Annotated in this window: 13 protein-coding genes; 4 read left to right on the top strand and 9 right to left on the bottom strand. The window is 39.2% G+C overall.

Going from position 1 to position 24,739, the window contains the following annotated elements; all coding sequences use genetic code 11:
• Positions 1-42: 42 nt before the first annotated feature.
• A complete protein-coding gene (locus tag UABAM_RS32570; RefSeq protein ID WP_152021802.1) occupies positions 43-1,461 on the bottom strand; it encodes a CARDB domain-containing protein in 1,419 nt (472 codons plus the stop codon).
• Between the two features lie 467 nt (positions 1,462-1,928).
• On the opposite strand from UABAM_RS32570, the gene UABAM_RS32575 reads away from it, so the two are divergent.
• The 4 genes from UABAM_RS32575 (at position 1,929) to UABAM_RS32590 (ending at position 7,346) form a co-directional block, all read left to right on the top strand.
• Positions 1,929-3,752: a serine/threonine protein kinase gene (locus tag UABAM_RS32575; RefSeq protein WP_152021803.1), complete on the top strand. Its 1,824-nt coding sequence runs from the start codon at positions 1,929-1,931 to the stop codon at positions 3,750-3,752.
• Positions 3,739-5,886 carry a RecQ family ATP-dependent DNA helicase gene (locus UABAM_RS32580; protein WP_152021804.1) on the top strand — a complete coding sequence of 716 codons (2,148 nt, stop codon included), beginning with the start codon at positions 3,739-3,741 and terminating at the stop codon, positions 5,884-5,886. The genes UABAM_RS32575 and UABAM_RS32580 overlap by 14 nt, the downstream gene beginning before the upstream one ends.
• A 163-nt stretch (positions 5,887-6,049) precedes the next feature.
• A complete protein-coding gene (gene aroE, locus UABAM_RS32585; RefSeq protein WP_152021805.1) occupies positions 6,050-6,859 on the top strand; it encodes a shikimate dehydrogenase in 810 nt (269 codons plus the stop codon).
• Positions 6,846-7,346 (top strand): shikimate kinase, encoded by a 501-nt coding sequence (locus tag UABAM_RS32590; RefSeq protein WP_152021806.1) that lies wholly within the window; start codon positions 6,846-6,848, stop codon positions 7,344-7,346. The genes aroE and UABAM_RS32590 overlap by 14 nt, the downstream gene beginning before the upstream one ends.
• An 821-nt stretch (positions 7,347-8,167) precedes the next feature.
• On the opposite strand, the gene UABAM_RS32595 is transcribed toward UABAM_RS32590, so the two are convergent.
• From UABAM_RS32595 to UABAM_RS32630, 8 genes are all read right to left on the bottom strand, one after another.
• Positions 8,168-8,629: a hypothetical protein gene (locus UABAM_RS32595; RefSeq protein WP_152021807.1), complete on the bottom strand. Its 462-nt coding sequence runs from the start codon at positions 8,627-8,629 to the stop codon at positions 8,168-8,170.
• A gap of 76 nt (positions 8,630-8,705) precedes the next feature.
• Positions 8,706-11,483, bottom strand: a complete 2,778-nt coding sequence (locus UABAM_RS32600; protein ID WP_152021808.1) for a hypothetical protein — start codon at positions 11,481-11,483, stop codon at positions 8,706-8,708.
• A gap of 250 nt (positions 11,484-11,733) precedes the next feature.
• Positions 11,734-12,678 carry a hypothetical protein gene (locus tag UABAM_RS32605; protein ID WP_152021809.1) on the bottom strand — a complete coding sequence of 315 codons (945 nt, stop codon included), beginning with the start codon at positions 12,676-12,678 and terminating at the stop codon, positions 11,734-11,736.
• A 3-nt stretch (positions 12,679-12,681) separates the two neighbouring features.
• On the bottom strand, positions 12,682-14,451 hold the full coding sequence (pilM, locus tag UABAM_RS32610; RefSeq protein ID WP_152021810.1) for a type IV pilus assembly protein PilM: 1,770 nt from the start codon (positions 14,449-14,451) through the stop codon (positions 12,682-12,684).
• 258 nt (positions 14,452-14,709) lie between these two features.
• Complete coding sequence (locus UABAM_RS32615; protein ID WP_152021811.1) at positions 14,710-16,251, bottom strand: tetratricopeptide repeat protein; 1,542 nt, start codon at positions 16,249-16,251, stop codon at positions 14,710-14,712.
• Between the two features lie 11 nt (positions 16,252-16,262).
• Positions 16,263-18,092: a tRNA uridine-5-carboxymethylaminomethyl(34) synthesis enzyme MnmG gene (gene mnmG / locus UABAM_RS32620; RefSeq protein WP_152021812.1), complete on the bottom strand. Its 1,830-nt coding sequence runs from the start codon at positions 18,090-18,092 to the stop codon at positions 16,263-16,265.
• Positions 18,093-18,381: 289 nt separating this feature from the next.
• Positions 18,382-23,421 carry a protein kinase domain-containing protein gene (locus UABAM_RS32625; RefSeq protein WP_152021813.1) on the bottom strand — a complete coding sequence of 1,680 codons (5,040 nt, stop codon included), beginning with the start codon at positions 23,419-23,421 and terminating at the stop codon, positions 18,382-18,384.
• Between the two features lie 6 nt (positions 23,422-23,427).
• Positions 23,428-24,735: a tetratricopeptide repeat protein gene (locus UABAM_RS32630; protein WP_152021814.1), complete on the bottom strand. Its 1,308-nt coding sequence runs from the start codon at positions 24,733-24,735 to the stop codon at positions 23,428-23,430.
• Positions 24,736-24,739: the final 4 nt, after the last annotated feature.

Here is a 24,739-nt window from a genome sequence, read left to right on the forward strand (position 1 = left end):
ATGAGTGAAATGCCCTCGTTGAGAGGGCATTTGTTATATGTTCTAGTATACGTGGGTACTTTCTTCTTCTGGTACGGGCTTTTTGAGAAGTTCTGAGGTCAGGAATACGCGTATACGAGCATCTCCTGTAGAAACTCCCTTTGCACGAACGCGGAACTCAATGATTTGTTTCGGTCTAAAAACAGGGTATGCTTGGAAATCAACGCGTTTACCCTCTACGGTACCTTTGGTAGCCCCAGATGCACTAATTGGTGTAATTTCTTGTGGGAATCGCACATCAATTTTCACATTGTGGTCGTCTGCTGTTCCCTGGTTGGTGATCTTGATGATATAAGTTGTCTCTTCATTGACAATTAGCGGATCCTCTGTGTCGATCATCTCGATTAGGATCGCAGCAAAACCACGCCATTCTGTACAACAATTTGCAGATTTCTTTAGCCCTTCTGCTGTGCTTAGAGAGGCTTCAATGCAATGCTTACCTTTGTGTTTGGAGATGACAACGATGTCTATGTTCTTGACTTCTCCAGGTTTGATTTCATCAAATGTCCATGTCGAACGCGAACCATAACCCTCTGCAGGGATGGATGTCTTGACAACTTTCAGTTTGTCAGAAATGTTGACCGTTGCCTTGACATTTGTCAAAGTAGCGTCACCAGTGTTGCGTATAATTAGCGTATTCTTGGAATACTTGTTGATGAAACTAACACTACGGCATTGTAGTACTAATTCTGCACCAAGCTGACGGATGTCAGTACATGCTTGATCGGATACAGCTTCCGCATTTGAAGCGCTGATTTCAACTACGTTACATGCATTTCCTCTTGCAACTGCGAATAAGCTCAATGTGAAAGTTTTGGATGCGCCTGGTTGTAAATTGCCCAATGAATGGCGAATTTCTTTGCGATCTTGGGTTTTCGAATAGGCCAATTCTTCTGGAATTCTATCGACCAATTTTACATCGCGTGCGGTTGCAGAACCGGTGTTTTTCACTGTGATGGTATATGTAACCTTCTGTCCTACAGTCGCCGTTGCCGGGCCTGTTTTTTCGACAGCAAGAGTCGCTTTACCAGCAAAGGTGGTTGCGCAGCAAACGGGTATTGACGAAACTGTCGCACATGCTGTTAACTCTCCCTCAGAAGAAGCACGTAGTGCCAGCTGTATTTGTTGTGTTTCTCCTGCACTCATCTGATCATAGTCCCAGGTTAGAGTATCTCCGTCTACTTGTGCAGGAGGTGTACTTTTTACGTATTCCATTCCTGGAGATAGAAATACGGTCGCTTGTACTTTGCGAACGTTTGTTTTTGCTCTTAGCTCGATATTATTTACATACTCTTCTCCTATGGAAACTTTATCTGGGACAGATTGTGATATTTCCATAGAACCAACAGTAACGCTACAATCATTTGCTGACAACGTCAGTGGCAAGATCATAGTTACCAATAAAATACACCAGTATTTCATTCATTTGTCCTTTCAGGTCTATGCCGTTTGTTGCATATATTTTTGTATAGAGCATCATAAAATTATTTGTTGGTAAAACAGGTACAACAGTAATCTCAAGGTGTAGCTAAACTCGAGATAAAATAGCTTTTTGTTTATTTTTTTGCTATACTATTTTTGATTACAATTACGACTACTGTTCTAAATTATAACCATGATGAACAGCTAGATTTTGGTCATGGTGAGTTAAATTACATGCCCTATTATGTATTCTAATTGTTCGTTAAAAAGTGGCTAAAGTATCGTGTATACTAGCCAACAATTTAATACTATGTAAATGCTAACATGTGATGCCCTCCTATCAATAACACGGAGTAAAGGCATCAAACGCTAGCAATTAGGGTATATTTAAATTATGCAAAAGTCTGTTCATTAGTAAAGTAAAATTTGTTGCGCTAGTTTGAAAATCGTTTTAGAGGACAGCAAGAATGATCAATTATTTTGACCGCTACGAAATGATCGAAGAAGTGGGTCAAGGTGGTATGGGGAAAGTTTATAAAGCGCATGATTCTAAATTAGAACGTACAGTTGCTATTAAAGTACTGCGCGATGTCGATTGCAATGAAGTTCAACTAAAAAGATTTTTTCGCGAAGCAAAATCAATTGCTGTTTTAGAGCATATCAATATTGTCAAAGTTTACGATATCCAAATTACATCGCCTCCGTACTTTTTTGTTATGGAGTTTCTTTCTGGATATACACTCGCGGAGGCGATTAAGAATAATTTATTGACCATGCGCCAAATAAGTAAAATTGTTGGCCAGTTAACCAACGCAATGCACTATGCACATCGCAAAGGAATCATACACCGCGATTTAAAGCCGAGTAATATCATTATTACGAGTAGTGGCATACCTAAAATTATGGACTTTGGTTTGGCAAAAATTACCCATAGCAGTGAAAAACTATCAAAAACAGGTACTTCTCTCGGAACTATTTATTACATGTCTCCTGAGCAGGCAAGCGGAAAGAACAATCAAGTAGATGAGAGAACGGATGTGTATTCATTGGGTATTATTCTTTACGAGATGTTAACAAAACGCCTACCTTTTTCGGGTCGATCTTTTACACAGATATACCATCAAATTATGAACATTCCCGCAACTCCACCGATTAAGATCAACTCGCGCATTCCCAAAGAACTCAATAATATTTGTTTGAAAGCTATTCAAAAAAATAAGGAATTTCGCTATCGCAGCGCGGCGTTCATGGGGGACGATTTACAGCGATTTCTACGTGGGGAGAAAGTTCAGGTACAATTGTGGGGAAATTCGTCTTATATTGTGGACTCCATTCGTAGACACGAGAAATTTTTGTTGCGCGTATTTTTTGTATTTGTCACGATGCTCAGTATAATATTGGGTATTGTGATGGTGAAGTACTGGGCAAAAGAGCGACAAAGTCAACGTGAAAGCAAAACGCAGCAGTCTTACCTCGAAGAGTTGGAATCTACCATTGCAAAAGTTCAAAACTTTTTAGACTCATCCGAAAAATCGCAATACCTACAAATTAGAGAAAGCCAAAGAGCGAATATCCCACTGTCTGAGCTGGAAAAGCGCAAAGATTTGATTAAAGACTATCGCAAAATGCGCAGTTCTTTGGAGAAGTGTCAGGTATTTTTTGGTGATGACAGTCGCATTCGTAGCTTGCTGTATCGTGTGGAAAAAGGCATAGGTATTATTGCTCTCGGCGCTCATAATTACCTTTTGAGTGAATTGGCATTTAATCGTTGCCGTGCCATTGGAGGCCGTGAGGCGGAGCAGTTACCTGACATTTTACAACAATATAAAGATGGCCAACAGCAATACTATCTGAATCGTCTTTCGGCCATTAAGCGCAATTTAGCCACCCCACCACAATTTGGTATTTTTGATGAATATGTGAATGAGGTAATTACGATGCCACAGAAAGATGTTGTTGTACAACTTATATCTCTTTTGGAAAGTCCTCTCGTGTGGCAGAGACGTTTAGCCATTGAATGTTTGGGGAAAATGGGGAACACGGATATTAAATTTCGTACAAAGAACTCTGTGTGGTGGCTAATACAAAAATTAAAGCAAATGGATATTCGCAATGATATAGAAGAAGTGGCAGCAATTATTTGGGCCTTGGGACGATTACGTGACCCAAAAACTTACAACATCGTTAAACATATTCGAGATCGGGTGGGAAGAAACAGTTTTCTGTGGGAGAAAACCAAGATTCCCTTTGATTGGTTGAGTGAGGAAAAGCAGTTGCATGACCAAAAATAAAACTTTTTCTGTGGAAGAGTCTCTAAAAGTACTCAAGAGTCAATTTGGCTATGAAGAGTTTTTACCAGGACAGAAAGTAGTCATTGAGGATGTATTAAAACGCGAAGATGTTGTGGCCATTATGCCTACAGGAGCTGGGAAATCAATGTTGTATCAATTGCCAGCGGTTGTATTTGATGGTACGGTCATCGTCATTTCACCTCTCATTAGTTTGATGAAAGATCAGGTGGATAGTCTACAACAAATTGGAGTGAAAGCTACCTATATTAATAGTACCTTGAGTTCCGTAGAACGACATAACGCGATGAATGGAATGCAACTAGGTTATTACGATTTAGTGTATGTATCTGCCGAAAGACTACAACATCAAGGTTTCCAAGAAGCGCTTCGCCGTACGAAAATTGCCATGCTGGCCGTAGATGAAGCACACTGTATTAGCCAATGGGGGCACGACTTTCGACCTGATTATCTAAAAATAAAAGATATTCGCGAATATTTAGATTTTCCACAAACTGTTGCTCTTACGGCAACGGCAACGCAAATTGTTCGCGAAGAAATTGCCGAGAGACTAGGCCTTGAGTCTTGGGCAGACCATGTCGCGGGTTTTGATCGCAATAACTTGTATTTTTCTGTGGTTTTTTGTGCATCGAAAAAAACGAAAATAGAGCGCATTGCGGAAATTTTTGATGAAAAGGGAGCCGCGGGAATTGTTTATGCTGGTACGCGCAAGAATGTAGAGTATATTTGTAATGAATTGACGCGTTTTGGTATGAATGTTCAAAAATATCACGCCGGATTGTCAGACAGCGAGCGTGAGGCCATACAAAACGAGTTTATGGAGAACAAAATAGATCTTATTGTGGCGACAAATGCGTTTGGTATGGGAATCGATAAGGCAAATATTCGTTTTGTGGTACACTTTGACATTCCTGGTGATATGGAATCGTACTACCAAGAAGTGGGACGCGCAGGTCGCGATCGCAAGCCTGCATCTTGCTATTTGTTATTCAACTATGCCGATACACGTATACCACGTTTTTTTATTGAAGAAGCTCATCCCACAGTACAGTTTGCTCATAAGATGTGGAGTTTTATCCAGAATGAACAAGTGGTTCCCAGCATCGAACAAATTTCTTCGGAATGTAAGGCCTCTAGTTATATGACCGTGCGCTACACTTTGGGATTTTTTGAACGTGCCGGCCTTGTGGCAAAAGCAAACCCTGGAGATTTTTACGTGCTGACTCCTTCCCAAGAAGGATTTTCGATTTTAGAGAATATTTTATCCGATGACGCAAAACGCAAAGAGCACGACGAGCAAAAATTAAACAACATGGTGAAGTATGCATACCACAAAGGGTGCCGACGCTTGTGGATTCTCGACTATTTTGGAGACACTAACACCAAAGAAAGTTGTCATGCCTGCGACAATTGTAAAAATGAAGTTGCGCTACAAGAAGCTACAGGAGAAGATTTGATCAACATGCAAAAAGCATTAAGTGCTGTGGCACGTTTGAATGGTCGTTGGGGAAAAGTACGTATTGCACAACTACTCGTTGGCTCCAAATCAAAAGATCTTCTTTCATTAAACGTCAACAGTATACCTACCTATGGAGTGTTAGAAAAATATTCGCAAACAGATGTCTGCGATTTTTTGGATAAGCTAATTGAAGTGGGTTACATACAGGTTCGCCTAAAAGACGGACGTTATCCGTTACTATATCTAACCGAAATGGGAAGAAGTGTGATGATGGGCGAAGAAAAATGCTACTTTCCGCAAGATGGTTTATTGAAACAGACCAAAACAAAAACCAAAACCACAAAGCGCTCATCGCGACTGGACGCGCTGCGAAATTTTAGCAAACCGCAAAAGAAAGAATCTAAAACTGAAATTGCAACTCATGGAGATACTTTGCGTTTATATAAAAAACTTTCGGAAATGCGCAGACGGATTTCTCAAGAAGTAAATAAACCGGCATTTGTCGTGTTGCACAATACTACGCTAGAAGAACTGGCGAAATCAAAACCGCGCACTCTAGAAGAAATGGCGCAAATTTCTGGTATTGGCAAAGTGAAGTTAGAAAAATATGGCTGTGAAATTTTACAAATTATCAATGAGGTTGACAAAGAAATATGATGATCGCAATGTTATTTTCCAAACTAGAATGGTTATCTTTAATTATATTTCCACCGTTAATTTTGATACTACTGCAATACTTGCATGAAAAAGATTTTTTTGCAGAAAAAATAGCGAACAATGAAATGAAGAAAAGTTTAAAAAAGAAAAGACGTCGCAAATAATGGAATATACACTGATTGGCCACCCTGTCGCCAAATCATTGTCCCCCAAAATACACAATGCTGCCTTTGTGCACTTTTCTTTGGATCATCACTATACATTAAGCGACGTAGTGATGGATGGGTTGTCTACGAAGATAGATGACATTCGCAATGGCAAACTTGGAGGAGCAAATGTCACGATTCCCCACAAATGTTCGGTAATAGATTTCGTGGACGAACTTTGCCCTGTGGCAAAAAGATGCGGTGCGGTCAATACGTTGTATATGAAGAACGGTAAACTGCATGGCAGTTCTACAGACGGCAAAGGTGCCCTACGTGCTCTTCGCGAACAGGGCATTGATTTACAACACAAAAAAGTGGCGATGTTAGGAACCGGAGGTGCAGCGAAATCGGTACTGGCGGCTATTGTCGATGAAAATATCGCAGGATTGTCCATTGTCGGACGAAGTAGCGATAAGATAAAAACGCTTGTAGAGCTATTCGGCGGAAATGGTGTGCTATTTGGCGAAGAGAACGCCATCGTATACGACGCAGATATCATCATAAACGCAACTTCCGTGGGAATGTACCCCTATGCCGATGTATCGCCTATTTCGCGCGAGAGTATACACAAAGATCACGTTGTGTTTGATTTGGTGTACAAACCTCTAGAAACAAAACTATTGCGCATAGCACGTGAAAATGGCGCTGTAGGAGTAGATGGTCTAGGCATGCTAATCTATCAAGCAATCTATGCTTTTGAACTATGGACGAGTCTGACACCACCAGTGGAGATGATTCGCAAAGAGCTAAACAATGCAATCCAATAACATTTTTCTCATCGGTATGATGGGAGCAGGCAAAAGCACCGTGGGCAAGATCGTCGCACAACGTCTAGAATACGATTTCGTCGACATGGATGTGTATATCGAACAACAAGCGAACATGTCCATCCCTGAGATTTTTGAAACCCACGGTGAAAAACACTTTCGCACGCTAGAAGAAAAAGCCTTGGCAGCGATTGTGCGCGAAAAAGAAAAAAGCTGTGTGATCGCCACCGGCGGTGGATGTATCCTAAGTGGCAAAAACCGCGAATTAATGGCAAAAACCGGTACACGCGTCTTTCTCCAGGTAGATATTGATACCTTACACACCCGACTAAGCAAATGCTACGCCCGCCCACTAGCCAAATCTAAAGCTCAAATGCAAGAAATGTACAACGAACGCTATAAATTTTACTGCGATTGTGATTGTATCATTGACGCTGATGATTTACTTCAAACTGTGGTGGACAAGATTGTTGAATTTATAAATTAAGAATATTTGTTTTAGATATTCTTCTTTGAGTTGGTGCCCTCACCATCGAATAACAGTTATCAGCTGCGCTGAAACCTGCTATTCTCATACCTCTCCCACAGGGAGAGGTGTAATGCTTCTCTTTTGTAAAAAACTAAATTTACTTGAGTTGCGGGTCGAAAGTAGTGATGTAATACAATCTTTTGATTAATGTTGTATCTAGAATATGCATCAAAGAAAGCAAATGGAAGCAAATGAAGACGTGTTACGCCTCTCCCTGTGGGAGAGGCATGAGAATTAAGGCTTTTAGCGAAGCTAAAACCTTAAATTCGATGGTGAGGGCACCAATCTGAAAACGAAACCGTATTATCTAGAATATGCATCAAAGAAAGCAAATGGAAGCAAATGAAGACGTGTTACGCCTCTCCCTGTGGGAGAGGCATGAGAATTAAGGCTTTTAGCGAAGCTAAAACCTTAAATTCGATGGTGAGGGCACCAATCTGAAAACGAAACCGTATTATCTAGAATATGCATCAAAGAAAGCAAATGGAAGCAAATGAAGACGTGTTACGCCTCTCCCTGTGGGAGAGGCATGAGAATTAAGGCTTTTAGCGAAGCTAAAACCTTAAATTCGATGGTGAGGGCACCAATCTGAAAACGAAACCGTATTATCTAGAATATGCATCAAAGAAAGCAAATGGAAACAAATGAAGACGTGTTACGCCTCTCCCTGTGGAAGAGGCATGAGAATAAAGGCTTTCAGCGAAGCTGAAACCTTAAATTCGATGGTGAGGGCACCAATCTGAAAACGAAACTCTTCCCTTTCAACTTCCGTAGAAAACCTACTTAATCGCACTATGGTGGTACGCATCCACATAACGTTTGTTGACAATTTCTAGCATTCGCTCCATTTTCTTTTGTTTGCGTGCATCGTTTTTGTAGTATTCAACGCCTTTGTGTAGAATACTCTTCGCTTGTTTGAGCACTCGTTGCGCTTCGCGATAATTCTTTTGCTTGTACAATTCATAACCACGATTCGATAACTGCTCTGCTTTCGCAATATCAGGTTCTGTGCCGGTGCGATTTGGGGTTCTTTTGGTTGGTGACGAAGACGAAACCATTAGGACAATGATAAACAAAACGACTACAACTACCGATCCAATACCTATGTAAAGTGACGTATCGCTTTTTTTCTGTTGTCGGCGTGAGGTTTTGTTTCTTCTTGTGGCTTTGGAATTTGTTCGTGAGGTGTCACTAGAGTTAGAGGCTTTTCTTATTGCGCGTGTTTTTCTACGGCGTGTCATGTTATTTACCTAAATGAAAATGGGTGAACAAAATTTTGTTCACCCATTTATTTTTCGACTGACTAGTTAAATGCTTTTAGTACTGTCTTAGACCAGCTTTTGGCTCATATTCTTCTGGAAGAATGATCTTTGCCTTGATTAGGATTAGCTTTTGTAGCTTCTGTGTCGATTGACCTTTACGTGAAGTAAAGAAGCTAACAAGCGGCAAATCAGAAAGAATAGGAACACCTGACATTTGGTCTACTTTACGCGATTGAGCTAGACCACCAATTAGAAGAGTACCACCATCAGGAATGGTAACTGTGGTTCTAATTTTTGTCAATTCGATATCTGGGAACTGAATAGTTACCGCACCCGCAGCTGCGTTACCTAATTCTGTTTGTAGTTCGCGAATATCAAAGTTTACGGCTAAAGTAGGTTGTAGTTCTAATGTTACATACTTTCTATCAGCACTAACTGTTGGGCGCACGTCTAGTACCACACCTTCTTGGAAGGTTCCGATAATAGGGTCGGCGATTACAGCGTTTGTCGCAACTTCTACGTCAAAATCTTGGATGAAAGATCTTTGGGTAATGATCGTTACGTTACCACGTTGTGTGTTGAATAGTGTCAATAGAGGAGCATTAACTACGTTACTACGCGCTTTCTTTCTTACTGCTTTCAAGATCGCTTGTAGTTCGATGTCGTCAACATATGCCAACTGTAGTGAAAGACCACCTGTCTCGCGGAAGGTTGCACCATCACCAAGTGTTTGGTTGAACAAGTTTTCAATTCTTTGCTTGGTTTCCACATTGTCTCCAGAAAGACCAAAGAAACCAGCAGCAGAACCTGTACCAATAGCGCCATCAGCATCACCACCTGTTGCATCAAAGACGAAGTCGTCTAATCTGCGGAATTCTGCACCAATGGTATCGTTTACACCAATTTCACCAGCAGCAATACCGTTTACGTTGTTGTTGGTGATGTCGTCTTCTGCAATTTCACCAATACCTGGGTCAACTACAGCACCAAGTCCACGCCAGTCAACACCAACGTCTTCTAAGAAGTCATCGGTTACGTCAACAAAACGAGCTTCAACAGTTACAAGAATACCTGTTGATGTACGTAAATCTTCAAGTAAGTTTCTGATTTTTTTGTGTACAGATTTAGATTGACGAATAATGAGTGTACCACCTCTTGCATCGATAGAACGATCATTTTCATCCCATGAGTTTTTGTCAATGTTGCTCTTGATTAGGTCTGTTAATTGTTCTTCTGTAATTGCAGAATCAGGAGCTTCATCTTCTTCTTGTAGCTGTACACCAACGCTTTGTTCGTTAGGGTTAATTTCTGCTAGGTCAAGTTCAGGACCAGCAAAGTCTGTTAGTTTTCCGGTTAAGTCGCGAACATCGTATAGATCCAAGATCGCTTTTTCGGTAGCATCTGTTTTTGTAGAAACAATGATTACACCGTTTTCGACTCTGTATGTTAAGTCGTTGTTGGCCAAAATTAGGTTCAAAATAGAAGACAGTTTTAGTTCTTTTACTGTAATTTCTACTTTTAGAGCTTCTTCTTCTGGAAACTCAGTGAATACAGATGGCGCTATAATGATGTTTAAACCAGTTGTTGTTCTTAAGAAGTCGATTACTTCTGGTAGAGGAGCTTCGGTAAAGTTCATGGTAATAGATTCGTTTTCCAGACGTTCTTTTACTGCTCTTGTATCTGGATCATCTTGATCTAAATCATTTTGATTGTCTTTACTTCCTCTTTTTTCGATTTCTTTCCATTTTTCGTAACTTGGGTAGACCAGAATATCAGTAGTTGGTATTGTTGCTTCATCTACTTGTTCGAAAATTCTCTTCCACTCTTCAGAATAACGATCTCTGTTTTGACCTGCAATAAATTCATGACGTGTTTCGCGAACTACGCGACGTAGACTTTGTGCTTCTTTATTGTCTGGTTCAATAGCCATGATTTGGTTGCAAATATTTTCAGCGATGTCATACTTTTCTCTTTGGAAAGCAGAGTTTGCTTGACGGAAAAGATAGCCAATTTTCTCTTGTTGAGTGCGTAGGCGATTTTCCTCTTCTTGCAAAGCTTGCTTTTCGGCAGCAGCCATTCTTTCGATACGCTCTTCTTCTTCTTTCTTTTCTCTCTCTTCGTCGGCACGTTGTATTAGGTAATCTATCTGACGCGCTTTACCTTTTGTGTCCATAGAGTAATAAGGCATAAATTTAAGAATTTCTTTTGCTTGCTTAAAGTGTGGAATAGCTTTGCCATACTCTCCATCATTGAAAAGACGTTTTCCCTGGATGATTTTGTTGTCAATTTCTAGGCGAGCTTGTTCTATTTTTACGTTTGCAACAGCTTCTGCTTCATCTAGTTGTTGTGCAATTTCATCTGGGCGATAACCAAGTCTTTTACCATACATGTGTTTTAGAGTAAGTGCTTCTCTATTTTCTGGATCTTGGTTTAGTGCTTCTATCACAAATTGATATGCATCCGCATATTTGCCTTCATTTGCATAGTTTTTCGCACTGTTTAAGAAACTTTGTACAATGAAGCCTCTTTTTTGATTGATAAGTCTTTCTCTTTCCACGGTAGCTTTAAAATTTTCTGCCGCTTCTTGAGAAACGTCGCCATCAATCTCTTGAGGTTCTTGTGCATCAGCGGCGTCATTTTCTACATCTTCAGATGTATTTTCCGCCACTTGAGTTTCTTGTGGTTGTTCTTCAGCTTGTTCTTTTACTACGTCTTGTTTATTCTCTTCGGCTTGTTGAGGTTGCTTATTTTGAGTGGTTGTACAGCCGACAATGAATAACAAGCATACAAAAGTAACAATACTGTATATCCAACGATTACTATTGCTTTTCATTCTATTTACCGTTCCTAAAAATGTAGAACAACAAAAATTGCAATCCACAATGAAATTTTCATTATGTTAAGAGTTTCTAACAAAAGTAGAGTAACGGCTAAGTCTTATGCCTATCTACTTTTCTCGAAATGCAAAGCTGGTAATATGCTGTGCGATCTCTGATGGATTGCAGCTTTTGTTAGAACTTATACTAAAACGGCTGCCAAATAGTAGTGCAACCGATTACCAATAGAGATTTAAGAAAACCTTGTTATTTTTGAGGTTGTATGTAATTTAAAATTTTGCATCCGATTCTTACACTGACAGGGATTGATGAAATTCCCCGCTTCTTTAATGCTTCTTCTTGAGCTTGTTGCTCTGTTTGACCGATTTTTACAAATACTTTAATATCGTCAGGAGTATAACTTTCGTTTCTTGTCATGTTGACAAACAAAATTTCTGTTAGCATCTCTTCTGTTTGAAGTATCTTTTGTACGATTGTGGGCATATTTTTGAAATCTACGTTTACGGTCATTTCAACGTTGTACTCTTCAAAACCCGGATAGTTGGCTTTATCATTTTTACGCACAAGAAGCTGTTTTAGAGATTTTACTTTGCTATCTTCGAGGATATCTAATATATTTTGTATGATCCAAAACTTTTTTTGTGCTTCTGCCTGGGTTGTCGTACTGACGATACTGCGTGAATCGTCGAATCTGAGAATCTCGCGTACTTGTTTTTCTTTACTACTCGCACCGTCGAAGAAGTCATCTTCTTTAGACTCACCTATTTGCAGGTTACTATTGCCATTGGCATATTTCTTGACAATGTTGGAGACTTCTTTTTCGTACACCAGTTGAAAGTAAGAGAGAGATACACTACCGTTTTGTTTTTGTCTTTCTTCTACTTCCTTGAAAGATTTCTTTAGTGATTTACTCTTGTTAATAAAAATATCGTATATTTTTTTCTGAGCGGCTACGAGTTCGTCTTTTCTTTTTGTATGGAACTTTATTAAGTCCTCACTAGGAATAATAGCTCTAGGGTTTGTATACTTATCCAAGTGTCGTTTGTCTTTTGATAACTTGCGTTTTAAGATTTCAATCCCTCTCTGCCCATCTGTGTATATGGGACTTACGACAAACATATACAAAATAATATATATAAATATAATCGCTGCAATTGCTACAGCAAATTGGTTATTTTTAAGTTGCTCCATCACCTATTCTCCCAAATTCAATATCCATTTTATTGTTACCTTAAAGTGATCTTTTTCTTCTTGATCACTACTATTGGGAAAAACTCCTGCAACAAAGCCCCAGCTACCTTCCAAGATATCTATAGTACCAAAATTTTCACCATAGGTTTTTTTGCATTTTTCTCTTAATGGTACAACTAGATAATTACTTAGATAATCATTATTTCCCAATGAGTTTTCGGCTACGGTTTTAAAGACAACTGTGAACTGGACTAACAGTTGTTTTTTTACAATGGTTTTTTTGATTGTTTTACGCGCATCTTTTGGATCTTTCGCGTCTACAACCGTTGTATCCAGTTTTTTTTCTGCACTTGTTTTTACGATCCAGAATTTGGGTTTATTTTCATCTTTAACTTTTTGTGAAGTTTCCAAGTACTGTTCATTGAGCAAGTTGAGTGTTGTGAGCCATATATCGCGCCCTTGTCCGTAAACACTTACCTTTTTTAATTCTGTTTGGATACCAGCATAGTTGTTTACCTTCTTAAGGCGATCTTGTAGCTTTTTTATCTTGTTGATAATTGGACTAACATCTCGTGATAGTTGCGTCATATTTGTTTGGATTTGTTTTGCTTTCTGATACTCCAAAATAGGTGCTACGCAAAGTAGAGCTGTGGCTGCAACAAGAAAAGGTTTTATTTTGTTAAAATTATTAACGATTGATATTTCTGACGGAATAAGCTTTATATCGTTTTTCGCTTTTCCTAAACCTTGAATCGCAAGACCAAGTGCAACGGCAAAGGTCGCTATGTTACTTTGAAATTGATTCACGTTGATTTTGGGAGATACGTGAATATTTTTTACTTGCGAAAGAATTTCTATATTGTACTGCATGTTCTGAGTGAAAAACTGCTCAAAGCCGTTTAATTTTGTGGCATTACCTACAAATAACATTTTCTCAAATTTAATGTTTTTAGACATTGATGATTTGTAGTATCCAACCGAGCGATGTACCTCGCCGACTAGGTCTTTCAATATGGGTTTCATTACCTCAAAAATTCTTTGAGACTGTTTTGTTTTCCCAGATTTTATTTTTAATTTTTCGGCTTCAGAGTAAGGTATCTTAAAGCGTTTTTGTAAGGCTTTGGTAATGTCATCACCAGCATAAGGAACAGCGCGTAACCAAAGTTTGTCTAAGTCTACGATGACAAGATCTGTGTGTTCCGCTCCTATGTCGATAGCAACGCCAGCTTCCATGTCTGGGCGTTCGAAACGTACAAAGTTGTATAAAGCTAATGGTGCAATTTGTATTCCTTGTACGGGAAGTTGTGCCGCTTCTAGGTTACTCAAAAAGTTGTTAATCAATTCTTTGCGCACCGCAAAAAGCATTACTTCTCGTTCTTCTACATTCTTGTTATCAACGCTACCAATTAATTGATAGTCCCATATCACGTCTTCAATGGGAAAAGGAATCTGTTGCTGTGCTTCATAAGTCACAACTTCTTTTATTCGTTTTGCTTCAACTGGTGGGATGGTGATTAAACGGTTAAACGTAGCTTGCCCTGGGATCGATGCAAAAATACAGTCACTACTTTTAATTTTATTGCGAGCTTGAAATTCACCTAATGCCTGACGAATTTGTTCTTCTCGATCAACATCCTCCGATTCAGATAAAGCCTGTTCATATTCAATTATATCTATGGCAACGACTTCTAACTGGTTTTTTGCTTTACGCATTTTTACGGCTTTTACACCAGATTTCCCTATGTCGATGCCCCATACTTCATTGCTCGCCATTTGTTTTTCCTCAAATTTAATCTACTTTAGTAGACCATTCTCTCCTAGAGACTTAACAAAATTCTAGTTTAGAATTTTATCATAAATTTGTCAACAAAATTAGAAATATCCTGAGAGATTTCATCTTATTTCGCAGCAATGCTTTTCTTTATTAAAGAAAATACTACGATCAACTTGGTCTTTCAAAGTACAGTTTGTTATAAAATGTTAATTGTAGAGAATATTTTAGCTAGAACATGTTAATCCGTCAAACATTCTCTAGTAGTCATTTCGTGTTTTTTGCATGTACGTAAACAAATAGTTGATTTTTTGCTGAACGAGTTTGTTATCTTTTTTGTTGTCTGGAACAGGATAAGTAATTCGAATAGCGTAGGTTAAAGTTCCGTAGCGGAAAAATGTTAATACAACCGCATATTTTTTACCGTTACTACTACCAATTCCAAATTGTTGGGTCATTGTTTCCGAACCATATCGCGCACGACGTACTCTATCAAAACGCAAATTTTGGTAGAGATTAAGTGATTCACCTCTGTACGCTTTGAGTAGATTTGTAATTTCACTTCCTTGTGCGGCACTTCCGTCGGCAAATGTGTATAAAAGCTCTGGACTATAACCTTGGATCTTAAGAACAATGCCGCTGTCAGAGTCTGTGAGAGTATCTCTGAGCGCACCACTGTTAGGGTTGGGAACATTGTTGATATTTGGATTATTGGATCGCGAAATCCCTTGTGCTCCACGACTGCCCGAACTCGATAGAGACCAGTTACCAATTGGCGGAGTGAGAATTCTAACTTGGCGAAAACTCAGGGTAATCTGTTTACTGTAATCAATTTTATTTTCTTTTTCATCTCTTTCTTCACGAGAAGATTGAAGTTTGCGCTTTTCTTCTTTTTGTCTTTTCTTGAATTCTTTTAGCTCTTGCTTCGTCATTACGTTACCTTCGTGGATGACAAGGTTTTTTCTTCTAAGTTGTTGTTTCGTGAGCCACTCATCTTCGTAAAAAAATAGTCCTTTGTCACGTAGTGATTTTGCGCTAACGTAGTTTCCTTTGTATTTATGATATCCAAGTTGTGCGGCATTGTCCTCTGTACCCCATGTTGCGCCTAGACGAATGTAGCCCAAGGCTGCACGTGCTGTAGGATTGTTCGGCTCTATGGAAATAACCTGACGGTAAACGTCTTCCGCACGGCCAGGCATTTCGTTATCTTGGCACCATTTTGCCAATGTCATTAACTCCTGAAGACTACCCGAGCGGCGCGCTCTCTCATAACGAATACGATACTTTTCATCATCTGACAAGTTGAAGTCTTTTTTGGGATTCTCTTTGTTGACTTGTTGTGCAGGTAAACCTCTAATTCCTTCGTCTTGTTTGTTATTTTCCGCCATTTGTTTTTCGGCGTTATTATTTTCTTTATTATCTTTGTTGTTTTTGTTTTCGTCTTCGTTTTCGTTTTTGTCTACGTTATTACTTTCGTTATTCGCGACTTTTTGTGTATCTTTTGGCGTATCTTTTTTTGTATTGCCCGTTGTATTTTTTTGCGGCTTTTTATTGTTCTTTGGCCTTTGGTTTTTGTTTTTATCATATTCGTTGGAATTGTCGTTGTAAGCAAATTCTTCTTGATAGTCATCTGAACGATTGTTTCCTGTGTCCGTGAATATAATGCCAATCAGTACTAAAAATAAAAAGGCACCGACAAAACTCAACACACCTATAATACTGTTATCTTTTGATATAGGACGAGCTTCACGTGGTACGCGTTGTCGGGGAACTCTCCTTTTACGAACCTTTCTTCGACTCATGCTTAAAACTCCTAAGTATTTTTACATGGTAGTTTGTTGCCAGAAATATAAATTAACAATACAGAGATGTCTGCTGGGGTAACACCAGAGATTCTCGATGCTTGACCAATCGAACTTGGAGTATGTTTCGTTAGCTTTTCCTGTGCTTCTCGCGAAAGAGCTGAAATTGCAAAATAGTCCGTATTCGTAGGTAGATGAGTATTTTCCATTTTTTGAAATTTATTGATTTGTATTTCTTGACGTTCAATATACCCTTCGTATTTTACTTCTATCTCTACTTGTTGTAGTACCAGAGGATCGCTAAACCACTCTTGTAGTTCTTCTTTTTCACGGCAAATGTCATCAATTGTTATCTCTGGACGGCGTAGGACTTTTTTCAATGGTTTATTTTCATGTTTTAAACTAGCCACTTGTTTGTGTAGTTTTGCAATTCTTTCTTCGTATGCGATGAGCTCTTCGTACAAATCTTTCGGTACCAAACCAACTTCGTATCCCACAGGTGTCAAGCGTCGATTGGCATTGTCTTGACGTAAAATAAGTCGGTATTCTGCTCGTGAAGTAAACATTCTGTAAGGTTCTTCCGTTCCACGTGTGACCAAATCATCGATGAGAACTCCGATATATGCTTGGTCGCGAGTAAGGATAACAGGATCTTTACCTGCCACCTTACGTGCGGCATTAATGCCCGCCATTATTCCTTGAGCGGCAGCTTCTTCATACCCCGTTGTACCATTTATCTGCCCTGCGAGGTATAGGCCTTCTATTTTTTTTGTTTCTAAGCTGGGAAATATTTGTGTGGGATACACAAAGTCGTACTCTACGGCGTAACCAAAACGCATAATTTCCGCTTTTTCAAGACCGACAATACTTCTAACATATTGTAGTTGAACATCTGGGGGAAGAGAAGTCGATATACCATTGCAATACACTTCTGCGGTATACATTCCTTCTGGTTCCAAAAATACTTGGTGTCTTTCGCGTCCTGCAAAGCGAACAATTTTGTCCTCGATAGACGGACAATATCGCGGCCCAACACTTTGAATAGCCCCTGAATACATTGGCGAACGATCTAAGGCACTATGTATGATCTCGTGAGTTTTGGGGTTTGTCCATGTGATATAACACGGAACTTGTACTCGCTGAATACTTTTTGTCGTAAACGAAAAAAAATGTGGATTGTCGTCGGGATGTTGCGCTTCACAAACATCAAAATTGACAGACCGGGTATTGACTCGCGGAGGAGTTCCTGTTTTGAGTCTTCCAATTTCAAAACCGAAATCTTTTAGGCTATTGCTACAACCACCCGTCCCAGGTTCCGAAGCACGACCACCGCTATAGTTGTTTAGGCCCATATGTATTTTTCCGTTGAGGAAAGTCCCCGTGGTTAAAATGACGGCCTTGGCGTAGTAGTAGGTTCCCGTAAGTGATTTTAAACCTTTTATTTGATCGTTGGTCACTAAAATGCCTTCAATACGATCTTGGCGAACAGTCAGATTAGGTGTATTTTCAACTATTCTTTTCATGTATCTTTGGTATTCTTGTTTGTCCGCTTGGGCACGAGGTCCATGAACAGCAGGTCCTCTACTTTGACCTAACATTTTGAAATGAATCGCTGTGGCATCAATTGCTTTGCCCATTTCTCCGCCGAGAGCGTCTATTTCACGCACAAGGTGTCCCTTGCCTAAACCACCAATGGCCGGGTTGCAAGACATTTGCGCTATGCGATCTAAATCCATAGTTACCAAGAGAGTTTTCGCACCTATTCTCGCAGAAGCCAAAGCTGCTTCACATCCGGCATGGCCTGCACCAACAACTATAATATCGTAGTGTTCTTCTAACATATTGTTACCTTTGATCTTGAGGTGTCTAGCTGATATGAATATGTAGACAAAAATACCCAAAAAATTGTGAATTGTTTTCGCAAGAAGTATTCTACCCTACCATTAGGGTAGAAAAAAATGATAAATTTATTCCCAAATTTACAGATTCTACTGTTTTTCTTTGGGTTATGTATATCAGAAAGGGTGACATGCCTATTATAAAGCAACTTCACAATTATATGCAAATTATTTTTATTGTGGATGATGGGCTAGGGCTTGTTAGCAATGAAACAAAATTTATTGACACGTCCTAGAGTTTTTGTAATACAGTTAAAGTTATGTCGTCGTGTTGTTCTTGGTCTTTCATGAAAACTTCAAGATCATCCAGGATACCATATACCATATCGCGTGGTTTTTTATCACGGTGCTTATTGATTATTTCTAGCAGGCCGTCCATTTCTAACATGTCTCCTGTTGGTGACATAGCATCTGTAACACCATCGGTATAAAAAATTACTTTATCTCCACAGGATAAATCAAGTTCTTTTTCTTCCAAGAAACTATCTATGTTGTCTTTGACACCAAGCACCACTCCTCCTGCTGGTGTTGCTATAGGAGGGGAGTCATTTTTGATAATAATCAGGTTTTCGTGGCCCGCTCCGGTGTAAACAAGCTTTTGGTTTTTGTTGTCCCAGTGAACCAAAAGCATGGACATAAAAATGAAGGGTTCCGTATTGTCCTTTAATATACGATTGGTTTCGAGAAGTATTTCTTTCGTAGATAGTTTTCTTCCTATTAGAAAGTGGTGGAGAGTAAGGCGCGCCATTACCATTACTAGTCCCGCGGGGACTCCTTTTCCGGAAACATCGCCAACAACGATAGATAAGGCGTCATTTTTATGATCGGTGATGAAGTCGTAGTAGTCGCCACCTACTTGACGCGCTGGTATCATCTTTCCATATACGTCAATGCCATTTATATTGGGTAGCTCTTTGGGTAGTAAGCCCGATTGAATTTTAGCTGCGATGCTGATTTCTTGTTCAATTCGTTCTTTTTCGCGTAGTTCTTCATATAGGAAAGCATTTTCTAATGCGATAGCTGCTTGGTCGGAGAATGAGATGAGAAAATCTAAATCATGTTCGGTAAAAAGACCTGAAACAAGGCGATTGTCTACATAAACTGCACCAATGGTTTTATCTTTTATGTTAAAAGGAACACACAGAATAGAACGTAACTTTAAATCTACAATGGATTGTGACTGGAATCGTCCATCTGCCTGTGCATCCGAGGTGAGTACTGGTTCCCCTGTTTTGATAACTTTTTGCACAATACTCGTTGATAAATTGCTTTCGGAAGTCGATAATTCTTTTTCGTCGATATTTCGCGCAGCCTTAAAGTTGAGATTTTCACCGTCTTTTAATACCACAAAACCACGCTCTGCTTTTAATTCGCGAATCACCATGTCCATAATGAGATCAAAGAGCTTTTTCGAATCGAGAACAGAGTTAATCGTTGTGGAGACTTTTTGCAATGTCAATAAACTTTCGCGTTCTGCTTTGAGTTCTTGAACTTGATTTATTAGCATGGTGTTTTTTGACGTCAAATCTTGTAATTTTTCATCAAAACTATTTTGTATTTCTTCCAATTTTCGATGAATTTCATCTACATATTCTTGTCCCATGTCTTTACCCGTTTCAAGTTGTTGTTGTAAATCGTGTATTTGTTTTTTATATTCTCTTTCCAATGAAGAAATTTCTTGTCCAAATTTACGTAGCTTTGCAGCTAAATTTTTCTTGTGATCAACAACGGGTGTCTCTCGCTTGCACTGCTTTATAAGTAAATTTGCTTTTTTTTGTAAAGGAGCTATGTCTGCATATATTTCTCGGGCTTTTTCCAGTTGATTAATTGCTACCTTTACAAAGCCTTTTTCTCCTTCTTGTTCAAAATGGAGCAAGGCTTTTCCATATTCAAAGTAAGTCTTTGCTAACTCTAACTTGTTGGTGACCCTTTCTAAAAGGACCGTGGCGGACACAAAATGTTCTAAGGCTTCTTGGTTGTGCCCGATTTTCGTACAAAATACGCCATAGCGTGTGTGTATTTTAGCGGAGATCATATCGTCATCGTGTTTTTTACTTATTTTTAATGCCTTATTCAGCATTTTATTTGCTTCCGCATCTGGAAGAGTCTCCGACAAACTTAGGTACACATCTGCTAAGGCCCACTTCATATCTAAAGATAGAAAAGATGCTTCGCTAATTTTGAATACCTCTTGCGCTTCGCTCATACGGCCTAATGCCGTGTATGTTTGCCCTAATATTTTGTAAGCGGTTGCTGACGCTGATTGTATCTTTAAGTCGTCGAAAATTTTTATGGCGCGTTGTATGAAACGTAGAGCATCGTCATTTTTTTCTAGTATATTCATCGCATAGCTGAGTTCCAGTAGAACGTAACCTTCAGCTATTTTGACATGGCTCTCTTCTGCAAAGTTGAGACACTCTTTATAAATTTTAAGTGCGCGCGAAAATTGACCACGTAACTCAAATAATTTTCCAAGGTTAATTTTAACCATCGTGAAGCGCTCACGATCTCCGACTATATTGGAGATGTAAGATGCTTCTTCTAAATAGCGGTATGCAAGGTCCGTTTGACCTTTGCGAATATACGCATGAGCGATGCCTTCCGCGACTTTTGCTTTGAGAGGAAGATTTTCCGATGAGTGAAGAATTTTAAACGCCGTAAGGTAGTAGTTCATCGCATTGGGAATTTGCCCTTTTATGAAGTGAATAGATGCAAATGAACTATAAATAGATGCCTGTAATTCAATATTTTTTTCGCTTTTGGCGAGTTCTAGGGATTCGGCAAGGAGTTTTTCCGACTCACTGTATGAGCCCATTACAATATGAATAGACGCCATGGTGAGTAATTCCTCAGCAATTTTTTTCCCTTGGTTACGCAGATGACTTAATAGATCTTTGTAGTGATGTAGAGCTTTGTCAAATAAACCATTTTTGAATGCCGCGTCGCCGATTCCCTTGGCAATGGCATAGTTTTTTTCTAATTTGTTTTGCGCCACGACAGACAGAGCTTTTTCGAATACAGACAGTGATTCTTTATATTGACCACAGGCTAGGTGTATGTTACCTAGCTTTATTAACAAGTCAACTTGGTGTTGTGGTTCCGTTTTGTATCCTAGTTGGATTGCTTGGTGATAATAATTTAGTGCCGCGCTATGTAGATATTGTTTTTTACATAAGTCTCCCGATTGAATGAGATAATGAAACGCTTTGTCGTTTTGCGCGGCTTGTGTGTAATGGTAGGCTAAGTTTTCAACATTTTGTGGTTCTTGCTCTTTGAGTTTTTCCGCTATTTGACTATGTAGGTGGCGTTTTTTGGCAACGGGTATTTTGTTATAAATCTTTTTTGCTAGTTTTTGCGAACCAATAATATATTGATCTGTTCGCGCGACAATAAATCCAGTGGCAATGAGTTCCTGTAGTTGGTGTTCTAATTCATCTATGTGGAGTATTTTTTTTATGAACTCCTCAGAAAGTGGGTGCCCTGCAATTGTGGCAAGTTGAATGATTTGTAGCTTTTTGCCATCCAACGAGTTATATTTTTCCAGTAAAGACTCTTCCAAAAGATTTGGACGTTTAATTTTACGTAAATCGTCAATGTCGATGACCCACGAGCCACCCTTTTGGTATATAAGTCCATCATCAGCTATTTTGTGAATAGAGTCTTCTAGTAGTATGGGAATTCCACGGCTTACTTCGAAAAGTTTGTCTAATATAGTTGGGGCAATGTACTCATTATTTACCATTGAGGTAAACAAAACTTTAACATCTTCCTTGTTAAGAGGAGACAGATCAATTTGTTTGCAAAATTTCTTCCATTGTAAGCTAGAAATAAATTTATTAAGAGGGCTTTGGATATCCTCGAGAATATTGTTGTACGCGCAACAAATAAACATGGAGATATTTTGAGTTTTTTCCACAAATTTGAGCAGAAGTTGACAGTTTTGTTCGTTAAGGTTGTGAATATTATCGATAAACAAAGAGAGGAAGTGGTACTTGGATATCTCAATAAAGAATTCGCATATCTTTTCCTGTAGAATATTGGTAGGCAAAGATTTTTCGGGCTTCACATGAGAGAAATAACTATCTTGTTCGAATAGCTGCGGATTTAAAGACCACAGGACACTTCCCCAGCGATCGAGTATTTCAGAAAGTATACTGGGGGTTTCCCTTTTAAAGTGTTCGAGAATATGCGTTACCGCGTGGTGAAAAATAGGATATTCTATGGTGTCTTGCGGAGTACAGTCAACAAAAACAGAAACCGTTCCTTCCGAAATTTGCGATTGAAAGTGCTTGAGCAGTGCGGTTTTACCAATACCGTTTTCCCCGGATATTGCGATAAAGTATCCACGGCCCTTTAAAGCTTTTGAAAAACCCAATGAAAGATGCTTGAGTTCGTCTTCACGTCCACAAAATGTCGGTGCACCGAGTAAGTGTTTTCCGCGTTCTATTTTTATATTTTGGATTTCTGATTTTCCGGCAAGCCTCAGCATACTTGCTAGGAGTTCTTCTGCGGATTGAAAGCGTTTTGCTGGTGACTTTTCGATAAGTTTCATAATGATTTTTTCAAAGCCACCAACTATTTTTGGATTTATTTTACTTGGGAGAACGGCGGTAGTTTCTACTTGTTTCAAAACTGTGGTGATAATATCATCGCTTTTAAACGGAACATGACCTGTAACAAGTTCATAAAATAAAACGCCCAATGAGTAAAGGTCTGCACGTGTATCAATTTGAAAACCTTTGATCATTTCTGGGGCCATGTAATCCAGGGTTCCCATGATGTCAGACTGTGGGTCTAGAAAATTCTGTACACTGTCATAGGTGGCAAAACCAAAGTCGAGTATTTTAGGGGTTAACTTCTTGTCTATTTTTATGTTGTCAGGTTTTAAGTCACGGTGAATAACCCCTTGCTTGTGTATGTAGTCCAAAATTTTTGTAATTTCGGTACAGACATCGAATATTTGAGAAAACTCATACTCTTTTAAGACATCTAAAGGAGAACCCTTGACATACTCCATAGTAAAAAAGTTTTCCCCTTGTTCGAAAACTTTTACTACTCCGGGGTGGTTTAGATTTTTGATCGACAAAAATTCTCGTTTAAAAAGAGTTTGTTCTCTTTCCGAAGAGAAACTATGGGCAAGTATTTTAACCGCCACATCTCTATTTTTTTGTTGGTCATTGGCAAGATAGACTTTACCAACACGACCACTACCAAGGAGTTTGTCTAATTTATAGCGATTGTCTATAACATCGCCTGTTTTGTATGTATGCATTGTGTATTAGTTTTGTTTATGGAAAGATTCTAAACCTAGCAAAAGAGCAGTTAACGGAATGGAAGTTTCTCTGTCTTCCGTGTCTTGTGTATTGTTCTCTGTATCGTTTTTTGTGGGACTAACATTTTGTAGGATGTTTTTGCTTACCCGTTGAACAGTGTCCGTTTGTTGTGTCGCATTTTCCTTATCGGCAATAGGAGCAGTCGTTTGTTGTGTTGTCTCTTCTTTTTCGACAATAGGAGTAGTCGTTTGTTGTGTCGCATCTTCTTTTTGCGCAATAGTATCGGCAACCTCTTGCACCAAAGTCTCGCTTTCCGCAGGAACGACGGGAGTCTCGATTTTTTCCTCATAAGGTGGCTCTTGTGTTTCAATGGGAGACTCTAATTTTTCAGGGGAGAGTATATTTTGAATCTCTTGTTCCCAATACATGTTGGTAAACGAGTATTTGTTTACGAGTGGCTCCATGACTTCGCGTTGGTTAGTTTTGTGGTAAGTATGTATCAAAAAACGTACGGACGGTAGTTTTTCGAAGTCGCGAATGGGGGCTTGCAAAACGGAGTGGAAAAAGTATTCGGCTTTGTCCAAATCATCTACGCCTCGAACAAACAAATCTAATCCCAGTATGTGGTTGAGGTAGGCATTTTTATACGGATGTTTTAGCTCTAAGTTTTGTAGTTCTTGCGTGTATAGACCTGGTTTGTAAGGGCTAAGTCCTACTAGCTTTGCGATCGCGTGAAATACATACTCAGGTGTATCATCACTGATATGCGGATGATTGGCGACAATTTGTTCCAGTATTTTTCTACTTTCATCGGTTTCATTGAGTTGGACGTAGGTGGAGGCGAGTTTGTACAGATATTCTTCACTGTTAAAGTCTTCGGCAGTGTTTTCATCTAATATCTTTGTATAGACTTCTCTAGCTTCGGAGAAGTGCCCACACCAATACAAACAATCTCCCACAATAGACTGCATCAGGTAGTGGTTTTTGTAACGACTCCCCCGGGCTTTGGCGATTGTTTTGTCGAATTGGTGGAAAAACTTACTGTTTAGCAAGCATTCTAAATAGAACAATTGTTCGTGTTGTACCATGTTTGTTGCATCTTCGTCTGCACACTCAATGGCCATTTGTAGGTATTCTTCGGCCAATTCTGCTTCATTGGCATCCATGGCCATCTGACAAAGAGACATGCAAAGTAGTGCCTTGATGTCTATTGGGGCATTTTCAGGTAGAGTTTCTGCTTCTTGTAAAATAGAGTAGTCACCTTGTTTATGACTTTGTAATATTTCTACGACTACTTCAAACCATTCATCCATAATT

The sequence above is a fragment of the Candidatus Uabimicrobium amorphum genome, assembly GCF_009002475.1.
In the GTDB taxonomy this organism is placed as follows: Bacteria; Planctomycetota; Uabimicrobiia; order Uabimicrobiales; family Uabimicrobiaceae; genus Uabimicrobium; species Uabimicrobium amorphum.